Genomic DNA, 24,198 nt, shown 5'->3' on the forward strand with positions numbered 1-24,198 from the left:
ACAAGATATTTGTGCTTAGCTTTCTTGTTCTATTAATTTGTATGTGTGAAAATACGATATTTGCCGTATCATGCTAAATTATTGAAGATTTTGTATGTGCGGTGATGTCCTGAGAGGAGATATTTATGACCGACAGACCAAGTGCCAGAATGAAACAACGTCTGAATATTTGGCTGAGCCTGCCTGTGGCGGCGATACTTATATATACGGTTGCGACCATCTTTTCAGTGTCTATAAAGGACGGCAAGAAGTGGCAGTCCCTTGCAAACGCTCAGCAGCTTAAAAGCACGGCTGTTTCAGCGTCAAGAGGCACTATTTATGATTCAAACGGAACGGTGCTTTCTCAGAGCGCAACGGTCTATACTGTTTATGCAGACCCTCTTATGCTCAAAGAAAAGCTTGATGACAACGACAAGAAGATAGAGGAGCTTAAGGGATATATAGCCAAAGAGGACGATGCGTCCAAGAAGGCTACATATCAGCAAAGACTTGACGCAACGAAATCAGGGGACGAATGTCTTGACGAGCTTGTGGAGTTTTTGGCACTCAATCTTGAGATAGACACTAACACTGTGAGAGAAAAACTCACTAAGACGGATACTCAGTACATCGTGCTGAAAAAAGAGGTGGAAAAGACCGTTTCCACGGCTATCGAGGATAAGCTCACGGAGCTTGGCATTGACGGCGTAAGGTGCGACCCTACCACAAGGCGACTTTATCCACAGAATACTCTTGCTTCTGTTGTTCTTGGTCACACGGACTATGAGGGCAACGGCATATATGGTCTTGAAGCTTACTATGACGATTATCTCAGCGGCATTGACGGCAGGATAATCACTGCAAAGGCAAGCGACGGAACTGAGATACCATACAGATACAAGCAGAGCTATGACGCTCAGGACGGCGACGATCTTAATCTGAATATCGACGCCAACATTCAGTATATCCTTGAAAAAGAGCTTGCAAAGGCAGTTAAGGAAAATCAGCCTACTGACAGAGCCTGCGGTATCATAATGAATCCTAAGACGGGTCAGATATACGCAATGGCGACTTCTGATCCTTATGACCCTAATGAGCCTGCGGCTATCTCCGATGAAAAGACGGCGGCGGAGCTTGCGGGGCTTGATGAAGATTCAAACGATTACAAGCAGAAACAGCTTGACGCATGGTCCCTTCAGTGGAAGAACAAGGCGGTTTCAGAAACATACAATCCGGGTTCTGTATTCAAGGTCATAACAGGTGCTTCGGCTTTGGAAGAAAAGGCTATCACTCTTAATGATACTTTTGGCTGCGGCACTCAGATACAGGTGGAGGACACGACTTTCCACTGCTGGTCAACTACCGACCACGGTTCGCAGGATCTTGCCCAGGCAATGCTAAACTCATGTAACCCTGTATTCATTCAGATAGGCATGAAGCTTGGCTCTGAAAAGTTCTGTCAGTATTACAATGCGTTCGGCTTCAACGAGCTGACAGGTATCGACCTGCCTGCGGAATCAAATTCTATCAGTATGCCGCTTAGCAACATGGGCCCTGTTCAGCTTGCTTCATCTTCATTCGGTCAGACAAATAAGGTAACGCCGATACAGATGATAACAGCTTACTCGGCGGCTATAAACGGCGGTTATCTTGTTACACCGCAGGTAGTGAACAGCATAACTGACGAGAACGGCAACATTGTAAAGAAAATGGACACTGTTGTAAGACGTCAGGTCATTTCTGAGGACACCTCCGCTTCTATGAGAGAGATACTCGAGGGCGTTGTTGAAGGTCAGCCCGGCTCTAACTGCTATATAAAGGGATACAGGATAGGCGGTAAGTCGGGTACTTCACAGAAAATGGACGAGGACCCGACCGGTCAGACGTATGTTTCTTCATACTGTGCATTCGCTCCTGCTGACGATCCGGAGATAGTAATGCTCGTAATGGTAGACCACCCCACAGGCGAGAAATTCTACGGAAGCCAGGTGGCAGCACCTATATGCGTGAACGTGCTTTCAGACGTTCTGCCTTATGTGGGGATCTTCCCTGAGTATGACGAGAGCGAGCTTGCAGACTTGCAGGTTTCAGTACCTAGCGTTCAGTATTATACTGTTGAGGAAGCCAAAAAGACACTTGAAGATCTTGGACTTGAGGTCAAGGTCAAGGGCGAGGGCGACACTGTTGTTAAGCAGACGCCTGTTGCCGCAAAGATAGAGCATGGCGGATCGGTTGTGCTTTACACAGAAGCAAACGCCAAGGAAGAAACTGTTACGGTGCCTGAACTTAAAGGACTTACAAAGGAGCAGGCAAAGGCTACGCTTGATATGTATGGTCTTAACTTGACGGCAGAAGGCTCAGGCTATGAGGAGGAGGGTGCAGTTGCACAGTCCGATCAGAGCGTGGGAGCAGGACAGAGCGTTCCAATGGGAACGGCTGTGTCGGTAACATTTGCAGTGACCTCGGTAGGCTCACAGTAAGAAACCATGATAAGGAATGATAATTATGAAACTATATGATATCATAAAGGACGTTGCGAAAACTTCTCTGCCTGATATGGAGATAAGCGACGTTACGAGCGACACAAGAAAGGCTGTCAAGGCAGGCTCGATGTTCGTGTGCATAAAAGGAAAGACCTTTGACGGACATGACGCTGCTAAGGACATGATAGAAAAGGGCTGTGCAGTTGTAGTCTGCGAAAGAGATCTGGGGCTTGACTGTCAGATAATCGTGGAGAATACGAGAGAGGCTTTCCCTCTGCTGTGTGCGGCATTTTTCGGTCACCCTGAAAAGGAGCTTACTCTTATCGGTGTAACAGGCACTAACGGAAAGACGACTATAACAACTGTTATAAAGAAGGTGCTTTCTTCATTCGGCTGTAAGGTTGGTCTTATCGGCACTTGTCAGAACGAGATAGGCGACGACGTTTATCCTACTGCAAGAACTACTCCTGAACCTTATGATCTTTATGAGCTTTTCAGAAAAATGGCTGACGAGAAGTGCGACTATGTTGTTATGGAAGCTTCCTCGCAGGGCTTAGAGCAGAAAAGACTTTCAGGCTGTCATTATAAGGTGGGCGTTTTCACTAACCTGACGCAGGATCATCTTGACGTTCACGGCACGATGGAAAATTACTATCAGGCTAAGAAGATACTTTTCACTATATCTGACAACGCTATCATCAATATAGACGATGAATACGGCAGAAGATATCTCAAAGAGATAAGCTGTCCTGCGAAAACTTATTCATGCTGTACAAAGGCTGATTTCAGAGCAGAGGATATACTGCTTTCAGCAAGCGGTGTGAAGTATGTTTTCACTGACGGAAAGATAAAGCACAATGTTTCATTCAATATGCCCGGACTTTTCAACGTTTCAAACTCGCTGGCTGTTATAGCCTGCTGTGAGACCCTTGGATTTGACGTTGACAAGACTATCAGAGCTTTGGGGACTATGCAGGGCGTAAGAGGAAGAGCGGAGATAGTTCCAACAGGCAGAGATTTCACTGTTATATGCGACTATGCTCACACTCCTGACGCACTTGTGAACGTGCTTTCGGCTATAAAGAACAGTGCAAGCGGAAAGGTAAAATGCCTTTTCGGCTGCGGCGGAAACAGGGACGCTTCTAAGAGAAGCCTTATGGCTGCGGCTGCGGCGGATAATGCTGATTTTCTTATCGTCACTTCCGACAACCCGAGGAATGAAGATCCGCAGGATATCATAAATGATGTTCTGGTTGGTTTGGAGGGCAAGACAACCCCTTACATAACTATCGTTGACAGGCGTGAGGCTATCCACTGGGCTATACATCATGCGGAAAAGGACGATATCATCGTGCTTGCCGGCAAGGGCCATGAGGATTATCAGATACTTGCAGGTGGTGTGAAGATACATTTTGACGAGAGAGAAGTCGTTGCGGACGCTCTTAAAGAGCTTGAAGCTGAGGGCAGATAAGAGATAGAAAATAACATATTTGTTATGTAGTGGAGCAGCGCAATTTCTGCTTTGCAGAAATACGATGTCCCGTTTGCATCGTTTCGGCGATGAATGAAAATAGATATATATTTATAAGAAAAGGGAAAGGAGATACTGCCGAGAAATTGGCGGATAAGAATTAAAATGGAAAAATTAAGCTTACAGGAGATAATATCGGCGGTTCACGGAAGCTACGGCTATCCTGCTGACGTTGAAATTTCCGATATCTCCACCGATACGAGAACAATAAAGCCAGGTTCGCTTTTTATTGCACTAAAGGGTGAGAATTTTGACGGACATAACTTTGCCGCAAAGGCTATGGAGCTTGGTGCGGAGGCTGTTGTCACGGAAAGACCTGTGGAGGGTGCAAGATGTATGATAGTTGACTCCACTGCAAGGGCATTGCTCGACATTGCGGGGTATTACAGGTCTAAATTCGATGTTAAGGTAGTTGGCGTAACAGGAAGCGTGGGAAAGACCACCACTAAGGATATGATAGCCCTTGTTGTGGCGCAGAAATACAAGACGCTGAAAACTCAGGGCAACCACAACAATGAGATAGGTATGCCGCAGACGCTTTTCGGTCTTGACAGCAGCTATGAGGCGGCTGTTATCGAAATGGGTATGTCACATCAGGGGGAGATATCGAGAATGTCAATGTCATGTCAGCCTGACGTGGCTGTTATAACAAACATCGGCATTTCACATATTGAAAATCTCGGCACGCAGGAAAACATTCTCAAGGCGAAGCTTGAGATACTTGACGGTGCGGCTTATGACGCTCCGCTGATACTTTGCCGTGATGATAAATTGCTTGCAGGGGTGCAGTTACATTCTGACAGAAAGGTTTATTACTATTCTGTATCAAAGAAGGACTGCGATGTTTATGCAAGCGGTGTTAAGACTGTTGACAACAGCATAACATTTACTATAAACTATGAGGGCGGAAAGATAGCCGCCCAGATAAACTGCTTGGGCGAGCATAATGTAAAGAACGCTCTTGCGGCGTTCTGCGTGGGTCTTGCGCTTGATATTTCTCCTGAGGATATTGTAAAGGGCATTGCTCAGTTCAAACCGGAGGGTTTAAGACAGAATGTTACCGTCATTGACGGAGTTACATATATAGTTGACTGCTACAACGCTGCACCTGACTCAATGAAAGCGAGCCTTTCGGTGCTTTCACAGGCACAGGCGGAGGGCAAGCGTATTTGCGTGCTTGGAGATATGCTTGAGCTTGGCAAGAACTCAAAGACCTATCACAGAAATGTGGGAGAGTATGTTGCGGCTTCAAAGGCTGACCTGCTTTACTGCTTTGGCGAGGACTCAAAGTGCTATATAGAGGGTGCTGAGAAAAAGGGCTTTGCAAAGGAAAATTGCAGGCACTTTGAAAGCAGAGATGACCTTGCGGCGGCTTTGAAAGAGGTAGTTGCAAAGGGCGATGCTGTGCTTTTCAAGGGAAGCAGAGGAATGAAGCTTGAAGAAGTGTTCAATGCACTGACAAAATGAGTTGGAGCGTGCAGGCGGTGATACTGGGGTGTGAAATGGTGCTGGGATATGTTCTCGGCAGAGTGTTCATACCATATTTCCGCAGGATAAAAACAGGCAAATTCGATTTTTATATAGGCAACAGGTTCGCAAAGGACGGCTCTGAGCCGAAATTCGGCGGAGTTGTCATAATGCTCTGCGTTATATTCGGCATTGTTACGGGAGTTATATTTTATGACTCGCAGGCGGTGCTGAGTTTTGAGAACGGAGAGTTTTCAAGGCGTGTGTTTATCGCTCTGGGCGGAGTTTTGATGCTCACGGCTATCGGGCTTTCGGAGGACTATGTTAAGGAGAAAAAGCTTGGCATAGGCATGAAGCCTTTTTACAAGATATGTATGGAGTATCTTATATGTCTTGGAGTGTGCGTGGGACTCAGATACTGCGGAGGAGTGCAGACGGCAGTGCTTATGCCTTTTCACTTGGGCTATGTGCAGTTCGGCGGGCTTTTTTATCCGCTTTTTCCGCTGTTTATGACAGTGGGGATAAACATGGTGAAGATACACGATTGCGCAGGCGGTAAGACCGACACGGGTACTGACGGGCTGTGTGCTGTAACGGCTTTGATATTTTCGGCAGGGCTGTCAAGCGGTCTTGCGGCAGGGGCAGGCTCTGACGCCGCTCGGCTTTTTGCTGTTTGCACAATGGGTGCGGCAGGAGGCTTTCTCTTTTGGGGGTGCAGTCCTGCGAAGCTTTATTTGGGCGAGTCGGGTGCGCTGGCGCTTGGGGGTCTTATGACTATGGCGGTGCTGCTTTCGGGAGAATATTTCGTTTTCCTGCCGGCAGGTGCGGCGGTGGTCGTTGACGGAGCTTGCGGGCTTTTGCAGTATATCGTTTTTAAGATAAGAAAAAAGCTGCTTATGAAAGGTTACACGCTTCATGAGCATTTGCAGAAAAAGGGTCACGGGGATCATGCCGTGATCGGGATATTCGCTGTGATATCTGTGGCAGGGGCTGCGGCGGCGATAGCGTTTTTGATATATTCGGGAAAGTTTTTCATATAGAGATTTTGTTGGGAGGTTGTTTGTTTGGCTATAAGAGGTCCTAGACGTGAACGTGACGGAAGCATAGTGTATAATAGTCACGTTCCTCTTAAACAACCTGTGGCACAGGCAAAAAGAAAACATAGATTCAGATTTATACTTACGGAGATAGACAAGCCGTTTTTTATTCTAGTAATGGTATTGCTTGTATTCGGACTTCTGATGATGTTTTCTGCAAGCTATGCGTGGGGTCTGAGTGAATATAACGATGGATATTATTATCTGGTGAGCCAGCTCAAGTCTGCCGGACTTGGTCTTCTTCTGATGTTTGCAACGAGCTATCTTGATTATCACTTCTTTCAGAACACTAAGATAGCATATATTGCGTTTATCGCCACATATCTTCTTACGTTTTATACAGCTCTTTTCGGAATAGACGTTGCCGGTGCAAAGCGTTGGATACAAATAGGTCCGATCAGCTTTCAGCCGTCGGAGCTTCTGAAGGTAACGTTCATTATTATTTTCGCATACATAATGTCGGTGAATTATCCTAAGTTCAAGGATTGGAAATTCTGTATTATACCGTTTACTGTGATAATGGGCGCGGTGGCGCTAGTGCTTATTTTTCAGAGGCATATGTCGGCTGTTATGCTGGTGGGTATCATGGGAGTGTCTATGATGTTCATAAGCGGTATGCCAAAAAAGACCTTCTGGAAATTTATCGGTGTGTGTGCTGTTTTCGGGGTGCTGCTGCTGATATATAAAATGGCGTCAGGCTCAGGCTTTTCTTATATTTCAGATCGTATACAGAGCTGGAAAAATCCTGAATCCGACCCTAGCGGAAAGACCTTTCAGACCTATGAATCTCTATTGTCTATAGGCTCGGGCGGCTGGTTCGGTCTTGGATTTGGAGAGTCAAGGCAAAAATACTATCTGCCTGAGTCGCAAAACGACTTCGTTTTCGCTATTATCTGCGAGGAGCTTGGCTTCGTGGGTGCAATGGTAGTGGTACTGCTGTTTGTGCTTTTTATAATCGAGGGCTTCATGATCGCTTCAAGAAGCAAGGATCGTTTTGGTATGCTTCTTGCGGCTGGTATAACAATACAGATAGGCTCGCAGGCACTTTTCAACATTATGGTAGCCTGCAACGCTTTCCCTAACACGGGTATTTCACTGCCGTTTTTCAGCTACGGCGGTACTGCACTGATGATACAGCTTGCAGAAATGGGTATCATGCTCAACGTTTCACGTCAGTGCATCAAAAAAAAGTAAAGAGGTATTAGTTCTATGCTCAGAGTTTTACTTGCAGGCGGAGGCACGGCAGGTCATGTAAATCCTGCTCTTGCCATTGCGGAGATCATAAAAAAACATTATCCTGACGCTGAGATAAGCTTTGCGGGAAATCCTGAAAAGCTTGAGGCAAGGCTCGTGCCTGCGGCGGGATATAAGTTCTATCCTATAAAGATAGAGGGCTTTCAGAGAAAGCCTAACTGGGTAAATCTCAAAAGAAATATCCATGCGGCAGGGTGTCTTGTAAAGTCAGGAAGCACTGCAAAGAAGATAATAAAGGAAGCAAAGCCTGATCTTGTTATAGGAACCGGGGGCTATGTTTCAGGACCTATAGTTAGAAAAGCCGCTAAAATGGGCATAAAGACGGCTATCCACGAGCAGAACGCTTTTCCGGGCGTAACAAACAAGATACTTGCAAAGTCTGCAGACGTTGTTATGCTCACTGTGAAAGAGGCAGAAAAGTATATGCCCGAAAATGCCAAGACTGTGGTGACAGGTCTGCCTGTAAGGGGAGCTTTCAACACCATGTCAAAGTCGGAGGCTAAAAAACAGCTTGGTTTTGATGAAAATGAAATATGTGTGCTTTCAACAGGCGGAAGTCTGGGTGCGAGAGTGCTTAATGAGAATATCGCAAAGCTTTTGAAATGGTATCAGGACAATGATGTTAAGGTCTGTCATATACATTCCTACGGCACTTATCAGGGCTATAAGGACTATCCTGAAAAGCTCAGGGCTATGGGTATAGATATCAACAACAGCAGACGTATCATAAAGGATTATATCAATATGCCTGTGGCAATGGCTGCGGCTGACCTTGTTATATCAAGGTGCGGAGCAGCTTCGCTGGCGGAGCTTGAAGCAATGGGCAGAGCTTCTGTGCTTATCCCGTCGCCTATGGTGGCTGAAAATCATCAGTATTACAACGGCATGGTATTGCAAAACGCAGGAGCAGGCTTTGTTATCGAAGAAAAAGACTTGACGGAAAAGCTTTTTATCGATACTGTAAAGGGGCTTATAGAAGATCCTGAGAAACTCAGACAGTGCTCGGAAAACGCTGCAAAGCTTCATGTTGCCGATACTGAGGACAGGATATTCAAGGCTTTAGAGCCACTTATTAAGGGATAAGGAACGTAAAATTTAAGGGGATAAAATAATGGATAAGAATTACAGACAGTATAACAAGAGGGCTTCAATGGACAGCATTGAAGTGCCTGATGTTGACAAGATAAAAAAACTGTCAGATAAAAAGTTCAAGGGCAGCGGAGTGAACCGCACCGCCGACGAGATTTTTGACGGAGAAAAGTTCAACAAGGCAGGGGAGTTCGACCGTGCCACAAAGACTTACGATGACCCTACCAAGCACAAGGAAGAGGACGATGAGGACGATTTCCTTGAGGACGCTGCGGCTATGCCTGCACAGGCGGCGACAGGTCTTAGCAAGGGAGTAAAGGTGGGAGATTCATATGTTAAGCGCGGCAAGATAATAAAGACAGTTGTGGCTGTTATTATTGTGCTTGTGCTTATGGTGTTCTTCTTCCCACCGCTGTTTTTCAATGACGCAGACAAGAGCGTGGTTAGATATGATGACAACGTGTTCAAAACAATGGGTATGACGGATTTTAAAACATATGCGCTGTCAAATTATTCTGTATACAACGAAGAAGCTTTTGGTTCTGAGTTGAGTTCAAGCTATCGTTTTGCAGATATAGTGTTCAATATCAAAAACCCGTCTCCTTTTGAGATAAAGATACCGCAGTATGAGATCAGCCATGTTTCTTCTGAATATGACAACGCGGTATGCTATGCGACCAGCGTTACAACAAACAGCGACGGCGAGGTCATAGGCGACACTGTTCCTCCGTTTTCCTCCAAGGAGGTCACTGTAAGGATACTTGTGAATATCACTGATATGGACGATAGTACGTTTGACGATTGCGTTACCGGCATGATACTTTCAACTAAGGATATGAAAAAGAAGATAGGCAAGGACTCCTATCTGCCTTGTTTGCCTGCTTTTATGCCTGTTTCAAACGCTACAGAGATATATATCAACAAATAGCTTTAACCTATATGGGCGGTCCTGCATAAGATAAGTCAAAACCTTAAAAGGAGCGACGCTTATGCAACGGCTTATCATTCAGGGAGGAAGCAGGCTGAACGGAGAGATAACCGTTCAGGGAGCAAAAAACGCAGCTCTGCCGCTGCTGGCAGGGTGTGTTCTTATAAACGGAGAGATCAGGCTACATAACTGTCCTGCACTTTCGGACGTATTTGCGGCTTGCCGCATTCTGTCGGTGCTTGGGGCAAGGTGCAGCCGTGAGGACGGCTGTGTTACTGTGGATGCAAGGGGCGCTGTAAAGACCTTTGTGCCAGATGAGCTTATGAGAGAGATGCGTTCGTCGATCGTTTTTCTGGGAGCTGTTCTTGGAAGAACAGGTGAATGCAGGCTGTCATTCCCGGGAGGGTGTGAGCTTGGTCCGAGACCTATAGATATGCACCTGTGCGCACTTAGAAAAATGGGCGTTAGGATAAACGAGGAGTATGGCGTGCTTAGCTGCACCTGCCCGAGAGGGCTTAGAGGGGCTAGGATAGACCTTTCGTTCCCCTCTGTGGGAGCGACTGAGAACATCATGCTTGCGGCTGTTCTGGCAAAGGGTGACACGGTTATATACAATGCGGCAAGAGAGCCTGAAATATGCGATCTTGCGGAGTTTCTGAACTGCTGCGGTGCAAAGATAGGCGGCGCAGGGGGCGGAACGATAACAATAAGCGGTGTGGAAAAGCTACACGGCTGTGAATACTCTGTCATGCCCGACAGGATAGTTGCGGCGACTTTTATGAGTGCGGCGGCGGCAACAGGCGGCGAGATAGGTCTGCTTGGGGCAAGGGCAGGGGATATCCGTGCGGTCATACCTATATTTGAGCAAATGGGCTGTCAGGTATTTCTATATGAGGACAGGATATTTATAAAAGCGCCTAAACAGCTAAAAGCTGTGCGGACGGTGAGGACTATGCCGTATCCGGGATTCCCTACGGACGCTCAGGCGATAGTCACGGCGGCACTTGCTAAGGCAAAAGGCACCAGTGTGGTGGTGGAAAATATTTTTGAAAACCGCTACCGCCATGTTGACGAGCTTGTGAGAATGGGTGCGGATATAAAGACAGAGGGAAAAGTGGCTGTTATCGAGGGCGTGAAGGAGCTTTACGGAGCAAAAGTCCGTGCGCCTGACCTCAGAGGCGGTGCGGCGTTAGCTGTGGCGGCGCTTTCGGCAGAGGGAGAAACATCTCTCACTAATATAAAGCTTATGGACAGGGGCTATGACTGCATTGAAAATGCTTTTACGCTTCTGGGCGGAAACATAAAACGTGTAAATTACTAGCAGTTAGGAAAGAGTAAAATGAACGGAACTTACAAGGAAAACAGAATGAACTCACAGCAGCCTGCGGCACGTCGGCAGACAGTGAATATGCGCAACGTGTATGTTGCCGGATTTTTTGCGGCTGCGGCGCTGCTGCTGGTGCTGAGTATGTTTTTGTTTTTTAATGTGTCGGAGATAAAAATAGAGGGCGTTACCCTTTACGAACAGGATCAGATCCTTGGCGTGGGGGGCGTTTCAACGGGACAAAACCTTGTGAGGACGAATACGGATATAGTTGAAAAGCGTTTGAAAGATACTCTTGTGTATCTTGATGATGTCAAGGTCACAAAGAAATTTCCGTCAACACTTGTTATAACCTGCACGGAGGCTGAAAAGGCGGCTGATATCGAGTATAAAAACTCTTACTATGTGCTGTCTGCTTCGGGAAAGATACTTGAAACGAAAAATCCTGCTCCGACAGGGGATATACCTGTTGTAAAGGGCTTTGAGCTTAAAAGCCTTAGTCAGGGTGACAAACTTGCTTCTGAGGATTCATTTAAGGCAGATATTCTTGAAGAGCTTCTTGATGATCTTCATGAGCTGAAATTTAAAAATATAGACTCTATTGACCTCACTACCCGTTCGGATATTAAGCTTATGTATGACGGCAGGCTTGAAATAAAGCTTGGAAGCTCGGTGGATATGGAATACAAGCTTACATATCTTAAGGCGGTAATTGACGAGAGCATTACTGACGATTACGAGGGTACGCTTATTTACAACGGTGCTGACAGCGGCATTTCGGCTATTCCGAAATCGCAGGACGAGTCGTCAAAGCCTGACGACACAAGCTCTGCAAAGCCAGATGACAGCAGCAGTGCGGTATCGGCTGATACTAATATTGATGACGGCAGCACATGGGACAGTGATAACTCATGGTCAGGGGACGATAGCCAAGGCTACAGCGACGATACCAACGCATGGGACGGCAATGATGATGCTGACAATGCAGGCACAGATCAGTGGACAAACGAGAACGGAAACACCGACTGGGGATATGATAACGGCGGCGATCAGGGCTATACCGACAATGGATATGCTGACAACGGCTATGTGGACGATCAGACGAACACAGATTGGTAGGGGTCAGGATAACTAATTGTATAGTATACACAAATGAAACTGAAAAATCAGTCGTTTTATTGATAATTAATAAAAAATTTATAATGGTTTCATTTAAGTTCTTTACTTTTTGACAAAAGTATGATAATATATTATTGTATCTATTTATGTGCATATTCGGCACATAGGCTTTTTTGCATTTTATTTTTGATTTGATAAATTGATATGTAAAAATACGGAGAAGTATGAAAATTCGCTTTTAGGAGGAGTTCTATTATGGGTTACGAGTATGTTGAAGAGCCAGTCGTAGGCGCAAAGATCAAGGTAATCGGTGTCGGTGGCGGCGGTGGAAACGCACTTAACTGTATCGCACAGGCCGGTATCGAGGGAAATGTTGAATATATCGCTGTTAATACTGATATCCAGGCACTGCATAAGTCAGCTGCACACACACAGATCCAGATAGGTGAGAAGCTTACTCACGGTCTGGGCGCAGGTGCAAAGCCTGAGATCGGCGAGGCTTCCGCTCAGGAAAGCAAGGACGAGATCGAGAACGCTATCAAGGACGCTGATATGGTATTCATCACAGCAGGTATGGGCGGCGGAACAGGTACCGGTGCTGCACCTGTAGTTGCTGAGATCGCACAGTCACTTGACAAGCTCACTATCGCAGTTGTTACAAAGCCTTTCAAATTTGAGGGCGCTAAGAAAATGGAGAGAGCAGAAAAGGGTATCGAGGCTCTTATCAAGCACGTTGACGCTCTTATCGTTATCCCTAACCAGAACCTTATCACAAACGAGATGCGCCTCACTATGAAGCAGTCTTATGCTATCGCTGATGAAGTTCTTAAGACAGACGTTATCGCTATCGCTGAGATCATTACAAGACATGATGAGATCAACGTTGACTTCGCTGACGTTACTACTATCCTCAAGGGTGCAGGAAGAGCGCATATTGCTATCGGCCACGGCGAGGGCAAGGATAAGGTACAGGATATCATCAATCAGGTCATTTCTTCTGATCTGCTTGAAACTTCTATCAAGGGTGCAAGAAGACTTATCGTAAACGTTACAATGAGCGAGGATCTCCTTATCAGTGATATGGACGAGCTTACTGCTGCTATAGCAGACGCTGCTGACGATAACGTTGAGATCATTTTTGGTAACGGTACAAATCCTGATACCAAGGACGCTATGGACGTTACTGTTATCGCTGCTGACTTTGTTGACAGAAATGACGTTCCTGAGGCTGCTGCACCAAAGGCTGCGACAACATATACTGCAAATTTTACTCAGAAGGCTGACGACGCAAAGGCTGACGCTGAAGCGATGCACAAGGCTGGCGTTAAGGCTGCTGATAATCCAAATTATTACGACGATATCTTCAATATCTTCAAGAACAAGTAATAATGCTTTCAAAGGCGGATCGGCGTTTACGCTGTCCGCCTTGTTTGAACCAAAATCAGAAAACGTTTACACAGCTAAAGAGATTTTCGTATTCTCAGAAAATTATCATGATATTGAAAATTTTTCGCAAAAGCACTTGAAATCTTACGGAAAATTTGATATAATTATTCTGTGATAAATATGATTTTAAGACATTTTGTATAAATTTCAGTTGCTATTTTGTATGGAATAATGAAATTTTTGAAAACGGCTTAAATCAGTTGAAAAATAACGTGGTTTATTGTATAATAGAGATAATCACTAATGTGGAGGGATTGAAATGGCTAGTAATGGTTATTTAAGAACGGTTAGAGTCGGCGGATTTGATAAGCAGGACGTTCTTGCTTATGTAGACGACCTTACTTCTAAAATTTATACTCTTGAGGCTCAGGTCAATGACCAGAACGAAACTATCGAACGTCTTGAGAAGCAGGGCGGCGCTCAGAAGCAGGACTTCGAGGGCAAGAAGGAACTTGAGAAAAAGGTAGAAGAGGCTAAAAACAAGATAGCCGAGCTTATGGCTAATACTGATACAATGAAGGTTCGTATCGCTGACTATGAGCAGCAGGTAACTGAAAAGGACGCTGAGCTTGAAAAGCAGAAGCAGGAGATCGAGGATCTTAAAGAGAAACTCGAAACTGCTGAGGCTAATGCCGGCACAGCCACTCCTGCATTCGATCTTGGAAGCGTGTTCATGGAAGCTCAGAACACAGCTAATAAGGTCGTTCAGGAAGCTAAGAAGGCAGCTAAGCAGATGGAAGATGAAGCTAAACAGCTTCAGGATCAGGTTCTTGCTGACGCAAACGCACAGGCACAGAAGCTTGTTACAAATGCTCAGACAGAGGCTGATACTACACTTCAGACAGCTAAGTCAAGCGCTGCTGCAATGACGGCTGCCGCTAAGCAGGAGGCTGAAGCTGTTACAAGTGCTGCAAACAAGCAGGCTGCCGAGGTAACTTCTAAGGCTAATGCAGAGGCAGAGGCTGTTACATCAAAGGCTAACGCAGAAGCCGCTGACGTAACATCAAAGGCAAATGCTGAGGCTGCAAAGGTAGTAAGCGACGCTAAGAACGAAGCTAAGAACATCAGAGCACAGTCTGCTGATCTGAGAGAGTCTGTTAAGACACAATTCACAAGTCTGAGCGAAACTGTTCAGCAACTCGTTACATCACTTAACGATCTGTATGGCAATAGTATCGGTGCTGTAAACACTGCAAGAGATCTTATTGACGATGGTCTTTCTCTTGTAAGCGATGATGACGCTGAATAATAGTTTGTCATGTCGGAAATAAGAAAGGTGCGTTCCGAGGAGCTTAAAGCGGTGAGTGGAGAGCTTAAATGCGGTGACAAGATATTGCTTTCGGGTGTTGTGTATACTGCAAGGGACGCTGCACATAAAAGATTTAATGCTTTGCTTGACGAGGGAAAGGAACTTCCTATCCCTTTGAAAGACGCTGTTATCTACTATGCCGGACCTACTCCTGCACCTGAGGGAAAGCCTATCGGTTCATGCGGACCGACCACTTCAGGAAGAATGGACAGGTTTGCTCCGAGGCTGCTTGATCTTGGATTGGGCGGAATGATCGGCAAGGGCGAGAGATCACAAGAGGTAAGGGACGCCGTGATAAGAAATGGTGCTGTCTATCTCTGTGCTATAGGCGGTGCGGGCGCACTTGCCTGCAACTGCATAAAGTCTTGTGAGGTAGTGGCTTTTGAGGAGCTGGGCTGTGAATCTGTGAAAAAACTTTACGTTGAGGATTTTCCTCTTGTTGTGGCTGACGATTGCCACGGAGGGGATATTTTCAGCGATGGCAGAGCAAAATACTGCCGTGTATAACATCAAAGTTGCGTAAATTGCGGTCAGCCGTGTATTTCGACACGGCTGACTTTTTGTTTGTTGAAAATCACAAGAATACATTCTTAAAACTGTGGTATGTTACAAATATTTTCACAGGGACGGCGGATTTCGTCAATTCTCTTGACTTTTATGGTCTAAAATGGTATTATAACATTACGCAGTGGCGTCAGAATGGGGCTTTGCGGTAATTTCTACGATTAGGTGGGCGGTATTTTTTGAGAGGCGATCGGCAGGATCAGCAGGAAAAGCTTTCAGATGAGCAGCTTGTGCTAAATGCACAGAGTGACAAAACGGCTATCGGTGAGCTTATTGCGAGATATATCTGTACGGTGGAGTTTCTGGCAAAAAAATATGGCGCTGAGGTTCACGAGGATCTTGTCCAAGAGGGGCTTATGGGGCTTCTGGGTGCGGTTAGGACCTATCGTGAAGACAAAAATGCGAAGTTTTCAACTTACGCTACAAAATGTATAAAAAATAAGATCATTTCGTCTGTTCACAGAAATGCACTTCTTTCAGGCGGCGAGGAAGCTGACCTTGAGGCTATTCTTGGCGGCGGTGGCACTGTACCTGAGGAGGTCGTAGTGGAGCGTGAGGAGCTGAATGAGCTTTATGATAAGATCACTTCTGCACTTTCGGAGCAGGAAAGGCAGGTATTTCAATCGTTTTTGAGAGGAATGTCATACAATCAGATAGCATTAGGCTTGGGCACGTCGGAAAAGGCGGTAGACAATGCAATGCAGAGAGTCAGACGGAAATTGAGATCACTGTTGAGATAGGAATATGGCCGTATAGCTTAATAGCAGAGCGTTGTTTATTCAAAGGTGTCGGTGCAAATCCGACTAGGCACAATTTTATGTAATGAGGTAAGAACCATGTACGAAGACAAGACATTAGTATGTAAGGAGTGCGGAAACGAGTTCGTTTTCACAGCAGGAGAGCAGGAGTTCTATGCTGAGAAAGGTTTCGTAAACGAGCCACAGAGATGTAAAGCTTGCAGAGATGCAAGAAAGGCTGCTACAAAGTCTGAAAGACAGACTTATACAGCAACTTGTGCTTCTTGCGGCGGCGAGGCTGTTATTCCTTTCAAGCCAAGAGAGGACAGACCTGTTTACTGCAGCGAGTGTTTCGCTAAGATGAAGGAGCAGGGCTAATTTTCTGCATAATTGAGCTGCCTTTGGGCGGCTCTTTTTTTGGTTGTTGTTATTTGATCTGGCGGAAAGCGGAGGGGGTCATTCCCTCGTATCTTTTGAAAAGCTTGCAGAAATAGCTTTCTGAGCAAAAGCCTGTTTCCTCGGCTACCTGCTCGATGCTTTTTTCTGTACCGGTAAGCAGGGCTTTGGCTTCTTGGATACGGCGTTTTGCGATGTATTCCATTGGACGCATACTGAGTTTTTTGCGAAAAAGCAGACAAAGGTGCTGTTTAGTTACTCCTGACACACTGCAAAGCTCGTCCATTGTGATGGGGGAAGAATAGTTGTAGTTTATGTAGTCCAGTGCTTTCATAAGGGCGGAGGATACTGACGTGGCAGGGTCTTTGTAGGCGATAAGGCGGTAAAACTCCATAAGAAAATCATACAAATAGCCAGAGGCTTTGTAATTGCCGAAAATACTGTCGGTTCGCAGAGCATTGTGCATTTTGCGGAAAATATGCTCGAGCATTTTTGTGTCGCTGAGGTGAAAGGTTTTAAACTCGGTAAGGCTGAACTGGGTAAGGATATCCTTGGCGGCATATCCGCAGGGGACTATCCAGTGGATATCCCATATATCCTCTTCCGGATAGTATTCGTGGGGCGTTTCAGCGGGTATGAATATGGCGGTATCATGTGGTATGGGAATGGCTTTATTCTCAAAGATAAGCGTGCCGCTGCCTTTGGTGCAGTAGAGTATCTGGTCATAGTGATAGCCCTCGGGTCTTATAATGTGATCCTGACAGTGCTGCTGACCCATATTTTGCAGATATAGCGGCAGGGACTTTTCGTTTCCCAGGATAGGATAATCGGCAAAGAACAAAAATATCAACTCCATATTCATATTGTTATAAATTAATAATATCATTCATTGACTTGCCTGTCAATAGCTGATAAAATAATTACAGTAATTTATAAACTTGTAAAGGAGAACAGCTATGGATATTTTAAAGCTTGCGTCGGAAAATTCGCCAAGATCGAAAATGATATATCATGAGGATACTCAGGCATTGCACATCGGCACGCTTGAAAAGCACTGCTATTTTGTGCCGTTTGCAAAGGGGCAGGATCCTTTTGAGGATCGTAAAAATTCTCAGCGAATGGAGCTTTTAAACGGCAACTGGGGTTTTCGCTATTATGACAGCATAATAGACCTTGAGGACGATTTTATTCATGAAAAGTTTGAGAACACTATCCCGGTGCCGTCAAACTGGCAGCTTTACGGTTATGACAAGCCGCAGTATACGAACGTGTGCTATCCAATACCATTTGACCCGCCTTTTGTGCCTGACGATATACCTGTGGGAGTTTATCAGCGTGAGTATTGCTACTCACATGACGGCATGGACAGGGTGCTTGTGTTCGAGGGTGTGGATAGCTGTGTTTATTTGTATGTGAACGACAGCTTTGTGGGATATTCACAGGTTTCTCACGCTACGGCTGAGTTTAATATTACGCCGTATCTTGCTGAGGGCAGGAATATCATTACTGCCGCTGTGCTGAAATGGTGCGACGGAACTTATCTTGAAGATCAGGACAAAATAAGGCTTTCGGGAATTTTCAGAGATGTTTATGTGCTGTCAAGACCGAAAATGCGTCTTGAAAATTATATCGTGAAAACTGTTCTCGGTGAAAATGGCTCTGCAAAGCTTAGCTTTACGGCTTTCGGCTGTGATGTTTCTGCAAGGCTTTGCGACAGCGATGGTGTTACAATGGCTCAGTTTTCGGCTTATGACGGTGAGAGGGCTGAGATAAAGTTAAAAAACGTCAAGCTTTGGAGTGCTGAAACGCCTTATCTTTACAGGCTTACTATCAATGCAGGCGACGAGGTTATCGGCGAGGAAGTTGGCTTCAGAGATGTAAAGGTGGATAAGGGCGTTGTTAAGATAAACGGCAGGGCGGTGAAGTTCAAGGGTGTAAATCGTCATGACAGCTATCCTGACACGGGATATTATGCTTCTTATGAGCAGATGAGAGCTGACCTTGTGCTTATGAAAAAGCACAACATAAACGCTGTGAGAACGTCACATTATCCTAACTCCCCAGTGTTTTATCAGCTTTGCGACAGACTGGGGCTTTATGTTATTGGCGAAGCGGATCTGGAGTCACATGGCTGTGTGGAGGTCTATTATGACTACAAGTGGGACTATTCAGATTACAACGGCATTGCGATGCTTGCCTCTGACGAGAGGTTTGGCAATGCCATAAAAGATCGTGGGGAATGTCTTGTAAAGCGTGACATAAACCGCCCTTGCGTGGTGTTCTGGTCATTGGGCAACGAGAGCGGATATGGCAAAAATATGCTTGATGAAGCTGAGCTTATAAAGAGGCTTGATGATACAAGGCTTGTGCATTATGAAAGCACACACTGCCTTGACGGAACTTCCGACAGCGTGCTTGACGTAGTTTCAGGTATGTACTGGGATCTAAACGGGCTGAAAGGCTATCTTGAAAAGCCTGAGGAAAACAGACCTCTTGTGCAGTGTGAATACTGCCACGCCATGGGAAATGGCCCTGGCGATCTGGAGGATTATCACAATGTGTTCTATTCCAATGAGCGTTTCTGCGGCGGCTTTGTGTGGGAGTGGTGCGACCATTCTGTACCGCTTGGTAAGACGGCTGAGGGTAAGATAAAATACGGCTACGGCGGAGATTTTGGGGAAAGACACAATGACAGCAATTTCTGCATGGACGGTCTTGTTTATCCTGACAGAACGCCACACACAGGACTTCTTGAGGTAAAGCAGGTATACAGACCCGTGCGTGTAACAAAAGGGGAAAGCGAGGGAAGCTTTGTTTTTTCAAGCACGCTGGAGTTTGTGAACGCTGGGGATATTCTCGATTGTCACTATGAGATAACGGACAAAAATGGTATTATACATATCGGCAGAGTGGATTTTGACATCGAGCCTATGGGAAGCACTGTGGTGAATGTTCCCAATGCTACAGCGGAGTATGAAAATGAAACATTCATAAGGTTTATTTTCACTGCAAAGGAGGACACTGACTATTGTGAAAATGGCTATGAGGTGTGCTTCGATCAGCTTAGAATAGCAGAGGGCAAGGCTTGTAAGGTCGCTGAGGTGAAAGAAAATGTTAAGGCTGTGGAAACGCCTCTTGATATCACTGTGACAGTGGGAGATGTTGTTTACCGCTTTGACAAGCGTAAGTCGGCGTTTGTTTCTGTGAAATTCGGCGGCAGAGAGCTTCTTGACAGACCTTTGCAGTATAACTTCTTCCGTGCGCCTACGGATAATGATGTCATGAAGTACAATTGGTACAAGGTGCATCTTAATGACTTTGATGTGAAAAGCTATGGCTGTGAGCTTTCAGCGAGCGAGAACAGAGCGGAGATAAGCGTCACACAGTCTTTTGGCTGGTCCATACAACAGCCGTTTTGCAGGCTGAAAGCTGTTTATATTATTGACGGCAGTGGGCTTGACATAAAATGCGAAGCGGAGTTTTCAAATAAGATAGATATGCTTCCAAGGTTCGGTATAAGGCTTTTCATGCCAAAAGATTTTTCAAGGGCGGAATATTTCGGATATGGTCCTACGGAAAGCTACATTGACAAGCGTCATGCTTGCTATATTGGCAAATTTGCGGCTGATATCGGGGATATGCACGAGGATTATATCAGACCGCAGGAAAATTCATCGCACTATGGCTGTCGATATCTCACTGTGTGCGGTGGGGACACTAAGGTGAAGTTTACCGCTGACAAGGAGTTTTCATTCAACGCTTCTCAGTTCACGCAGGAGGAGCTTGCGGCAAAGGCGCATAACTATGAGCTTGAAAGGTGCGAGAGCAATGTTATCTGCGTTGACTATGCAATGGCAGGGGTAGGTTCTAACTCCTGCGGACCAAGGCTTGCGGAGAAATATCAGCTTGAAAAGCCTTTGATAAACGCACATTTTCACATTCATATAAATAAAGTATAAAGGAGTTTTTATGGATATCTGTGAAACATACTCAAACAGAAAGCTTTTTTGCAACGATTGGGAATTTTACAAGGCGGCTTTCGGCTCTGACTACTCAGAGAACTTTGCTTTCAAGCCTGTGGACATTCCTCATGATTGGCTTATTTATAATACAAATGACCTATATGAAACTTCTACAGGCTGGTACAGAAAGGCTTTTTCTTACCAAAAGAAAGATGGCATACGCACTTTTATCCGCTTTGACGGAGTTTACATGGACAGCAAGGTGTATGTGAACGGCACTTTGGCAGGAGAGTGGAAATACGGCTACTCGGCATTTATGTTCGATATCACCGACCTTGTCAAGGACGGAGAGAATGTTGTTACTGTTCGTGTGGATCATCACTCGCCAAACTCCAGGTGGTATTCGGGAGCAGGCATTTTCAGAAAGGTTTGGCTTTGCGAAAGCCCTGAGATACGCTTCGGCAATGACGGCATTTACATCACAACGGCTAAAGACGAGGACGAATGGCAGGTGACTGTGAAGGCTGAGATGCTTCGTCCTGTGGGTACTCCTCTTGGGGGAATCCGCATCAGGAACACTATTTTTGACAAGAACGGCAGAGAGGTGGCAAGCTATGAGTCTGACGCTTGTGGGGCGGATATTTCCTGCATACCCGAGGCGGTGCGTGTGAAAGGCGTGAGCTATTCTCTCACTGAGCAGAACATGACAGTGAAAGACCCTGAGCTTTGGGATATCGCCTCGCCTGTGCTTTACACCATGGTGTCTGAAATTATTGTTGACGGCGGCTGTGTACAGCGTATAAGTCAGAAATTCGGCTTCAGGACTATCAAATTCAAGTGCGACAGCGGTTTTTATCTCAACGGCAGACACGTTAAGCTCCACGGCTCATGCGAACACCATGACAACGGCTGTCTTGGGGCAGTTTCCAATCCTGCGGCTATAAGGAGAAGATTTAAAAAGCTACGCAAAATGGGCATAAACGCTATCAGAACCTCTCACAATATGCCTGCGGAGGAGTTTATGGACATCGCTGACGAAACAGGTATGCTCATTCTCTCTGAGGGCTTTGATATGTGGGAGAGGCCAAAGACCGACTATGACTATGCTAGATTTTTTGATGAGTGGGTAGAAAAGGACGTTGCTTCATGGGTGCGCCGTGACAGAAACCGCCCTTCTATCATAGGCTGGAGCGTGGGAAATGAGATTTTTGACACTCACGCTGACGAGAGAGGTCAGGAGGTAACGGCTTGGCTCAAAAGGCTCGTTAGGCTCCATGACCCTGATGGCAACGGCTATGTTACATTCGGCTCTAACTATATGCAGTGGGAGAACGGTCAGAAATGCGCTGATATTCTCAAGCTTGCAGGCTATAACTACGGTGAAAGACTTTATGAGGAACACCACGACGCTCACCCTGACTGGATGATATACGGCAGTGAAACGGCTTCTGTTGTTCAGAGCCGTGGAATTTATCATTTCCCGCTGTCTGAAACCTTGCTAACTGACGATGACGAGCAGTGTTCATCTTTGGGCAATAGCTGCACAGGCTGGGGTGCAAAAAACACTGAGGCTTGCATTATCCCTGACCGTGAAGCTGAATACTGTGCAGGTCAGTTCATTTGGACAGGCTTTGACTATATCGGCGAGCCTACTCCATACAGCACGAAAAACTCATACTTCGGTCAGTTCGACACAGCAGGCTTTGCAAAGGACAGTGCCTATGTTTTCCGTGCAGAGTGGACAGACTATAAGGCTGACCCATTCGTGCATATTTTCCCATACTGGGATTTCAGCGACGGACTTCCTTGCGACGTGAGAGTTTGCTCAAATGCTCCGAGAGTTGAGCTTTTCAAGGACGGCGTTTCAATGGGTGCATATGATATCGACCACAAGCATGGCAAGGAGCTGACAGCGAACTATGTCATACCATATGAAAAGGGCGAGCTTAAAGCTGTTGCATATGACGAGAATGGAAATATCATCGCAGAGGATATACAGCGTTCATTCGGGGACGCTGTTAGGATAGAAGCTGTCCCTGACAAGACAGAGATACTTGCAGACGGCTCTGACCTTGTTTATATTGAGATATCTGCATTTGACAAGGACGGCACTTTCTGCGCAAACGCCAACAATCGTGTGAACGTCAGCGTTGAGGGTGCGGCAAGGCTAATGGGTCTTGACAACGGCGACAGCACTGACTATGACCAGTATAAAGGCACATCACGCAGGCTTTTCTCAGGAAAAATGCTTGCTGTTATCGGCTCAACAGACAAGACAGGGGAGATAAGGGTAACGCTTACATCAAAGGGTCTGCCAGACTGTGTTGTTACGCTTGATGCTGTTGAGGCAGAATATGACAGCGGCACATCATCACTTGAAAACGTGGCATTTGCTCCTGCCGAGTGCGGCAGGACAGACGAGATACCTGTGAGAAAGATAGAACTTTATACTGATACTTTTACTCTTGACAAGGATAACCCTGAGATAACAGTGAAATATAAGGCGCTCCCTGCCAATTCGGATTATGCTGAGGATATAGAGTTCAGGGTAACAAATGAAAAGGGCATAACATCTAATCTTGCAGAGTGCGAGGTAACAGCAGACAGCGTAAAGGTGAAAGCAAAGGGTGACGGAAGCTTCTGGCTTCGTGCAATGTGCAAAAACGGTACTGAGCGTTATCACATCATTTCTATGCTCAAATTCACCGCTGAGGGACTTGGAAACGCACTTACCGACCCTTATCAGTTCGTTATCGGCGGACTATTCACAAGGGCGAGCGACAACGTTTCAAGCGGCATGAAGAAGGGTGTAGGCTTTGCCATGGGCAAGGTAACATCATGGGCGGCATATGATAATCTGGACTTCGGCAGTGCAGGCTCTGACACTGTTACGGTGCAGATATGGGCGAACACCCTTGACCCTGTTAAGATAAGCTTTTATGACGGGATACCGGACGAGGGCGGAAAGCATCTGGGCACGTTCAGTTATCATAAAAAGCCTGAGTGGATGATCTTCAAGCCTGAAACCTTCAAGCTTTCAAGAAAGCTCAAGGGTATTGAGACCCTTTGTATCCTCACTGAGGACGGTTTCCAAGTGGGCGGTTTCAACTTTGAAAAGGTGAGCCGTGAATTTGCGGTGAATAATGCGGCTGATGCTGACAACATTTATGGTGACAAGTTCACAAAGGGCGAAAAGTGCGTGACTGAGATAGGCAACAATGTTATGCTTGATTTCGGCGAGTTCGATTTCTCTGAAAAGCAGCCGAGCAGGCTTGTTATAAGCGGAAAGTCACCGCTTTCCCTCAACAGCATACATCTTATTTTGAATGGCAGCGAGGGCGAAAACCGAATACTCTGCGAGTTCAGGACAGATGACAGCGAAAATTATGCCCAGAAGAGCTTTGATATCTCAGGTATCAGCGGCAAACAGAAGGTTTCATTTGCGTTCCTGCCGGGAAGCAACTTTGACTTTGAATATTTCAGATTTGAGTAACAAAAACGCTCCGTACAGAT

The 24,198-nt window shown here is 45.9% G+C and carries 17 protein-coding genes; 16 read left to right on the plus strand and 1 reads right to left on the minus strand.

Translation table 11 applies throughout. The annotated features are described in order from the left end of the window. Positions 1 to 125 precede the first annotated feature (125 nt). The 14 genes from DWW81_RS10325 (at position 126) to DWW81_RS10390 (ending at position 16,705) form a co-directional block, all read left to right on the plus strand. On the plus strand, positions 126 to 2,459 hold the full coding sequence (locus DWW81_RS10325) for a penicillin-binding transpeptidase domain-containing protein (protein WP_117897615.1): 2,334 nt from the start codon (positions 126 to 128) through the stop codon (positions 2,457 to 2,459). 25 nt (positions 2,460 to 2,484) lie between these two features. Next, entirely contained in the window at positions 2,485 to 3,933 is a 1,449-nt protein-coding gene (locus DWW81_RS10330; RefSeq protein WP_038670527.1) for a UDP-N-acetylmuramoyl-L-alanyl-D-glutamate--2,6-diaminopimelate ligase, read from the plus strand. A gap of 165 nt (positions 3,934 to 4,098) precedes the next feature. Beyond that, positions 4,099 to 5,460, plus strand: coding sequence for a UDP-N-acetylmuramoyl-tripeptide--D-alanyl-D-alanine ligase (murF, locus tag DWW81_RS10335; RefSeq protein ID WP_117897614.1), 1,362 nt, complete (start codon positions 4,099 to 4,101; stop codon positions 5,458 to 5,460). After that, entirely contained in the window at positions 5,457 to 6,500 is a 1,044-nt protein-coding gene (locus tag DWW81_RS10340) for a hypothetical protein (RefSeq protein WP_117897613.1), read from the plus strand. Before murF ends, DWW81_RS10340 begins: the two co-directional genes overlap by 4 nt. Before the next feature lie 24 nt (positions 6,501 to 6,524). Next, on the plus strand, positions 6,525 to 7,751 hold the full coding sequence (locus DWW81_RS10345) for a putative peptidoglycan glycosyltransferase FtsW (RefSeq protein WP_117863108.1): 1,227 nt from the start codon (positions 6,525 to 6,527) through the stop codon (positions 7,749 to 7,751). Positions 7,752 to 7,766: 15 nt separating this feature from the next. Further along, on the plus strand, positions 7,767 to 8,894 hold the full coding sequence (gene murG, locus DWW81_RS10350; RefSeq protein ID WP_117892253.1) for an undecaprenyldiphospho-muramoylpentapeptide beta-N-acetylglucosaminyltransferase: 1,128 nt from the start codon (positions 7,767 to 7,769) through the stop codon (positions 8,892 to 8,894). Positions 8,895 to 8,922: 28 nt separating this feature from the next. After that, positions 8,923 to 9,828: a hypothetical protein gene (locus DWW81_RS10355; RefSeq protein WP_117897612.1), complete on the plus strand. Its 906-nt coding sequence runs from the start codon at positions 8,923 to 8,925 to the stop codon at positions 9,826 to 9,828. Between the two features lie 61 nt (positions 9,829 to 9,889). Next, positions 9,890 to 11,149 carry a UDP-N-acetylglucosamine 1-carboxyvinyltransferase gene (gene murA / locus DWW81_RS10360; RefSeq protein WP_117897611.1) on the plus strand — a complete coding sequence of 420 codons (1,260 nt, stop codon included), beginning with the start codon at positions 9,890 to 9,892 and terminating at the stop codon, positions 11,147 to 11,149. A gap of 18 nt (positions 11,150 to 11,167) precedes the next feature. Continuing rightward, complete coding sequence (locus tag DWW81_RS10365; protein ID WP_117897610.1) at positions 11,168 to 12,271, plus strand: FtsQ-type POTRA domain-containing protein; 1,104 nt, start codon at positions 11,168 to 11,170, stop codon at positions 12,269 to 12,271. Positions 12,272 to 12,526: 255 nt separating this feature from the next. Next, positions 12,527 to 13,657, plus strand: coding sequence for a cell division protein FtsZ (gene ftsZ / locus DWW81_RS10370; protein WP_117897609.1), 1,131 nt, complete (start codon positions 12,527 to 12,529; stop codon positions 13,655 to 13,657). Positions 13,658 to 13,976: 319 nt separating this feature from the next. Beyond that, positions 13,977 to 14,966 carry a hypothetical protein gene (locus tag DWW81_RS10375; RefSeq protein ID WP_022288360.1) on the plus strand — a complete coding sequence of 330 codons (990 nt, stop codon included), beginning with the start codon at positions 13,977 to 13,979 and terminating at the stop codon, positions 14,964 to 14,966. 9 nt (positions 14,967 to 14,975) lie between these two features. After that, a complete protein-coding gene (locus tag DWW81_RS10380) occupies positions 14,976 to 15,533 on the plus strand; it encodes a FumA C-terminus/TtdB family hydratase beta subunit (RefSeq protein ID WP_022288361.1) in 558 nt (185 codons plus the stop codon). A gap of 236 nt (positions 15,534 to 15,769) precedes the next feature. Beyond that, positions 15,770 to 16,330: a sigma-70 family RNA polymerase sigma factor gene (locus DWW81_RS10385; RefSeq protein WP_117897608.1), complete on the plus strand. Its 561-nt coding sequence runs from the start codon at positions 15,770 to 15,772 to the stop codon at positions 16,328 to 16,330. A 96-nt stretch (positions 16,331 to 16,426) separates the two neighbouring features. Next, the gene (locus tag DWW81_RS10390) at positions 16,427 to 16,705 is read left to right on the plus strand and encodes a zinc-ribbon domain containing protein (RefSeq protein WP_022288363.1); all 279 of its coding nucleotides are present in this window, start codon (positions 16,427 to 16,429) and stop codon (positions 16,703 to 16,705) included. A gap of 49 nt (positions 16,706 to 16,754) precedes the next feature. On the opposite strand, the gene DWW81_RS10395 is transcribed toward DWW81_RS10390, so the two are convergent. Continuing rightward, positions 16,755 to 17,579, minus strand: a complete 825-nt coding sequence (locus tag DWW81_RS10395) for an AraC family transcriptional regulator (RefSeq protein ID WP_243004737.1) — start codon at positions 17,577 to 17,579, stop codon at positions 16,755 to 16,757. A gap of 100 nt (positions 17,580 to 17,679) precedes the next feature. On the opposite strand from DWW81_RS10395, the gene DWW81_RS10400 reads away from it, so the two are divergent. Both DWW81_RS10400 and DWW81_RS10405 read left to right on the plus strand, forming a co-directional pair. Further along, positions 17,680 to 20,682, plus strand: coding sequence for a glycoside hydrolase family 2 TIM barrel-domain containing protein (locus DWW81_RS10400; protein WP_117897606.1), 3,003 nt, complete (start codon positions 17,680 to 17,682; stop codon positions 20,680 to 20,682). A gap of 10 nt (positions 20,683 to 20,692) precedes the next feature. Continuing rightward, entirely contained in the window at positions 20,693 to 24,178 is a 3,486-nt protein-coding gene (locus DWW81_RS10405; RefSeq protein ID WP_117897605.1) for a sugar-binding domain-containing protein, read from the plus strand. Positions 24,179 to 24,198 lie beyond the last annotated feature (20 nt).

The organism is Ruminococcus sp. AF17-1AC (assembly GCF_003461385.1).
GTDB lineage: Bacteria > Bacillota > Clostridia > Oscillospirales > Ruminococcaceae > Hominimerdicola > Hominimerdicola aceti.

Bases quoted from the DNA above. Each gene is read 5' to 3' on its own strand.
- DWW81_RS10325 (WP_117897615.1), top strand. From the start codon at position 126: ATGACCGACAGACCAAGTGCCAGAATGAAACAACGTCTGAATATTTGG.
- DWW81_RS10330 (WP_038670527.1), top strand. From the start codon at position 2,485: ATGAAACTATATGATATCATAAAGGACGTTGCGAAAACTTCTCTGCCT.
- murF (WP_117897614.1), top strand. From the start codon at position 4,099: ATGGAAAAATTAAGCTTACAGGAGATAATATCGGCGGTTCACGGAAGC.
- DWW81_RS10340 (WP_117897613.1), top strand. From the start codon at position 5,457: ATGAGTTGGAGCGTGCAGGCGGTGATACTGGGGTGTGAAATGGTGCTG.
- murG (WP_117892253.1), top strand. From the start codon at position 7,767: ATGCTCAGAGTTTTACTTGCAGGCGGAGGCACGGCAGGTCATGTAAAT.
- DWW81_RS10355 (WP_117897612.1), top strand. From the start codon at position 8,923: ATGGATAAGAATTACAGACAGTATAACAAGAGGGCTTCAATGGACAGC.
- murA (WP_117897611.1), top strand. From the start codon at position 9,890: ATGCAACGGCTTATCATTCAGGGAGGAAGCAGGCTGAACGGAGAGATA.
- DWW81_RS10365 (WP_117897610.1), top strand. From the start codon at position 11,168: ATGAACGGAACTTACAAGGAAAACAGAATGAACTCACAGCAGCCTGCG.
- ftsZ (WP_117897609.1), top strand. From the start codon at position 12,527: ATGGGTTACGAGTATGTTGAAGAGCCAGTCGTAGGCGCAAAGATCAAG.
- DWW81_RS10375 (WP_022288360.1), top strand. From the start codon at position 13,977: ATGGCTAGTAATGGTTATTTAAGAACGGTTAGAGTCGGCGGATTTGAT.
- DWW81_RS10380 (WP_022288361.1), top strand. From the start codon at position 14,976: ATGTCGGAAATAAGAAAGGTGCGTTCCGAGGAGCTTAAAGCGGTGAGT.
- DWW81_RS10390 (WP_022288363.1), top strand. From the start codon at position 16,427: ATGTACGAAGACAAGACATTAGTATGTAAGGAGTGCGGAAACGAGTTC.
- DWW81_RS10395 (WP_243004737.1), bottom strand. From the start codon at position 17,579: ATGGAGTTGATATTTTTGTTCTTTGCCGATTATCCTATCCTGGGAAAC.
- DWW81_RS10400 (WP_117897606.1), top strand. From the start codon at position 17,680: ATGGATATTTTAAAGCTTGCGTCGGAAAATTCGCCAAGATCGAAAATG.
- DWW81_RS10405 (WP_117897605.1), top strand. From the start codon at position 20,693: ATGGATATCTGTGAAACATACTCAAACAGAAAGCTTTTTTGCAACGAT.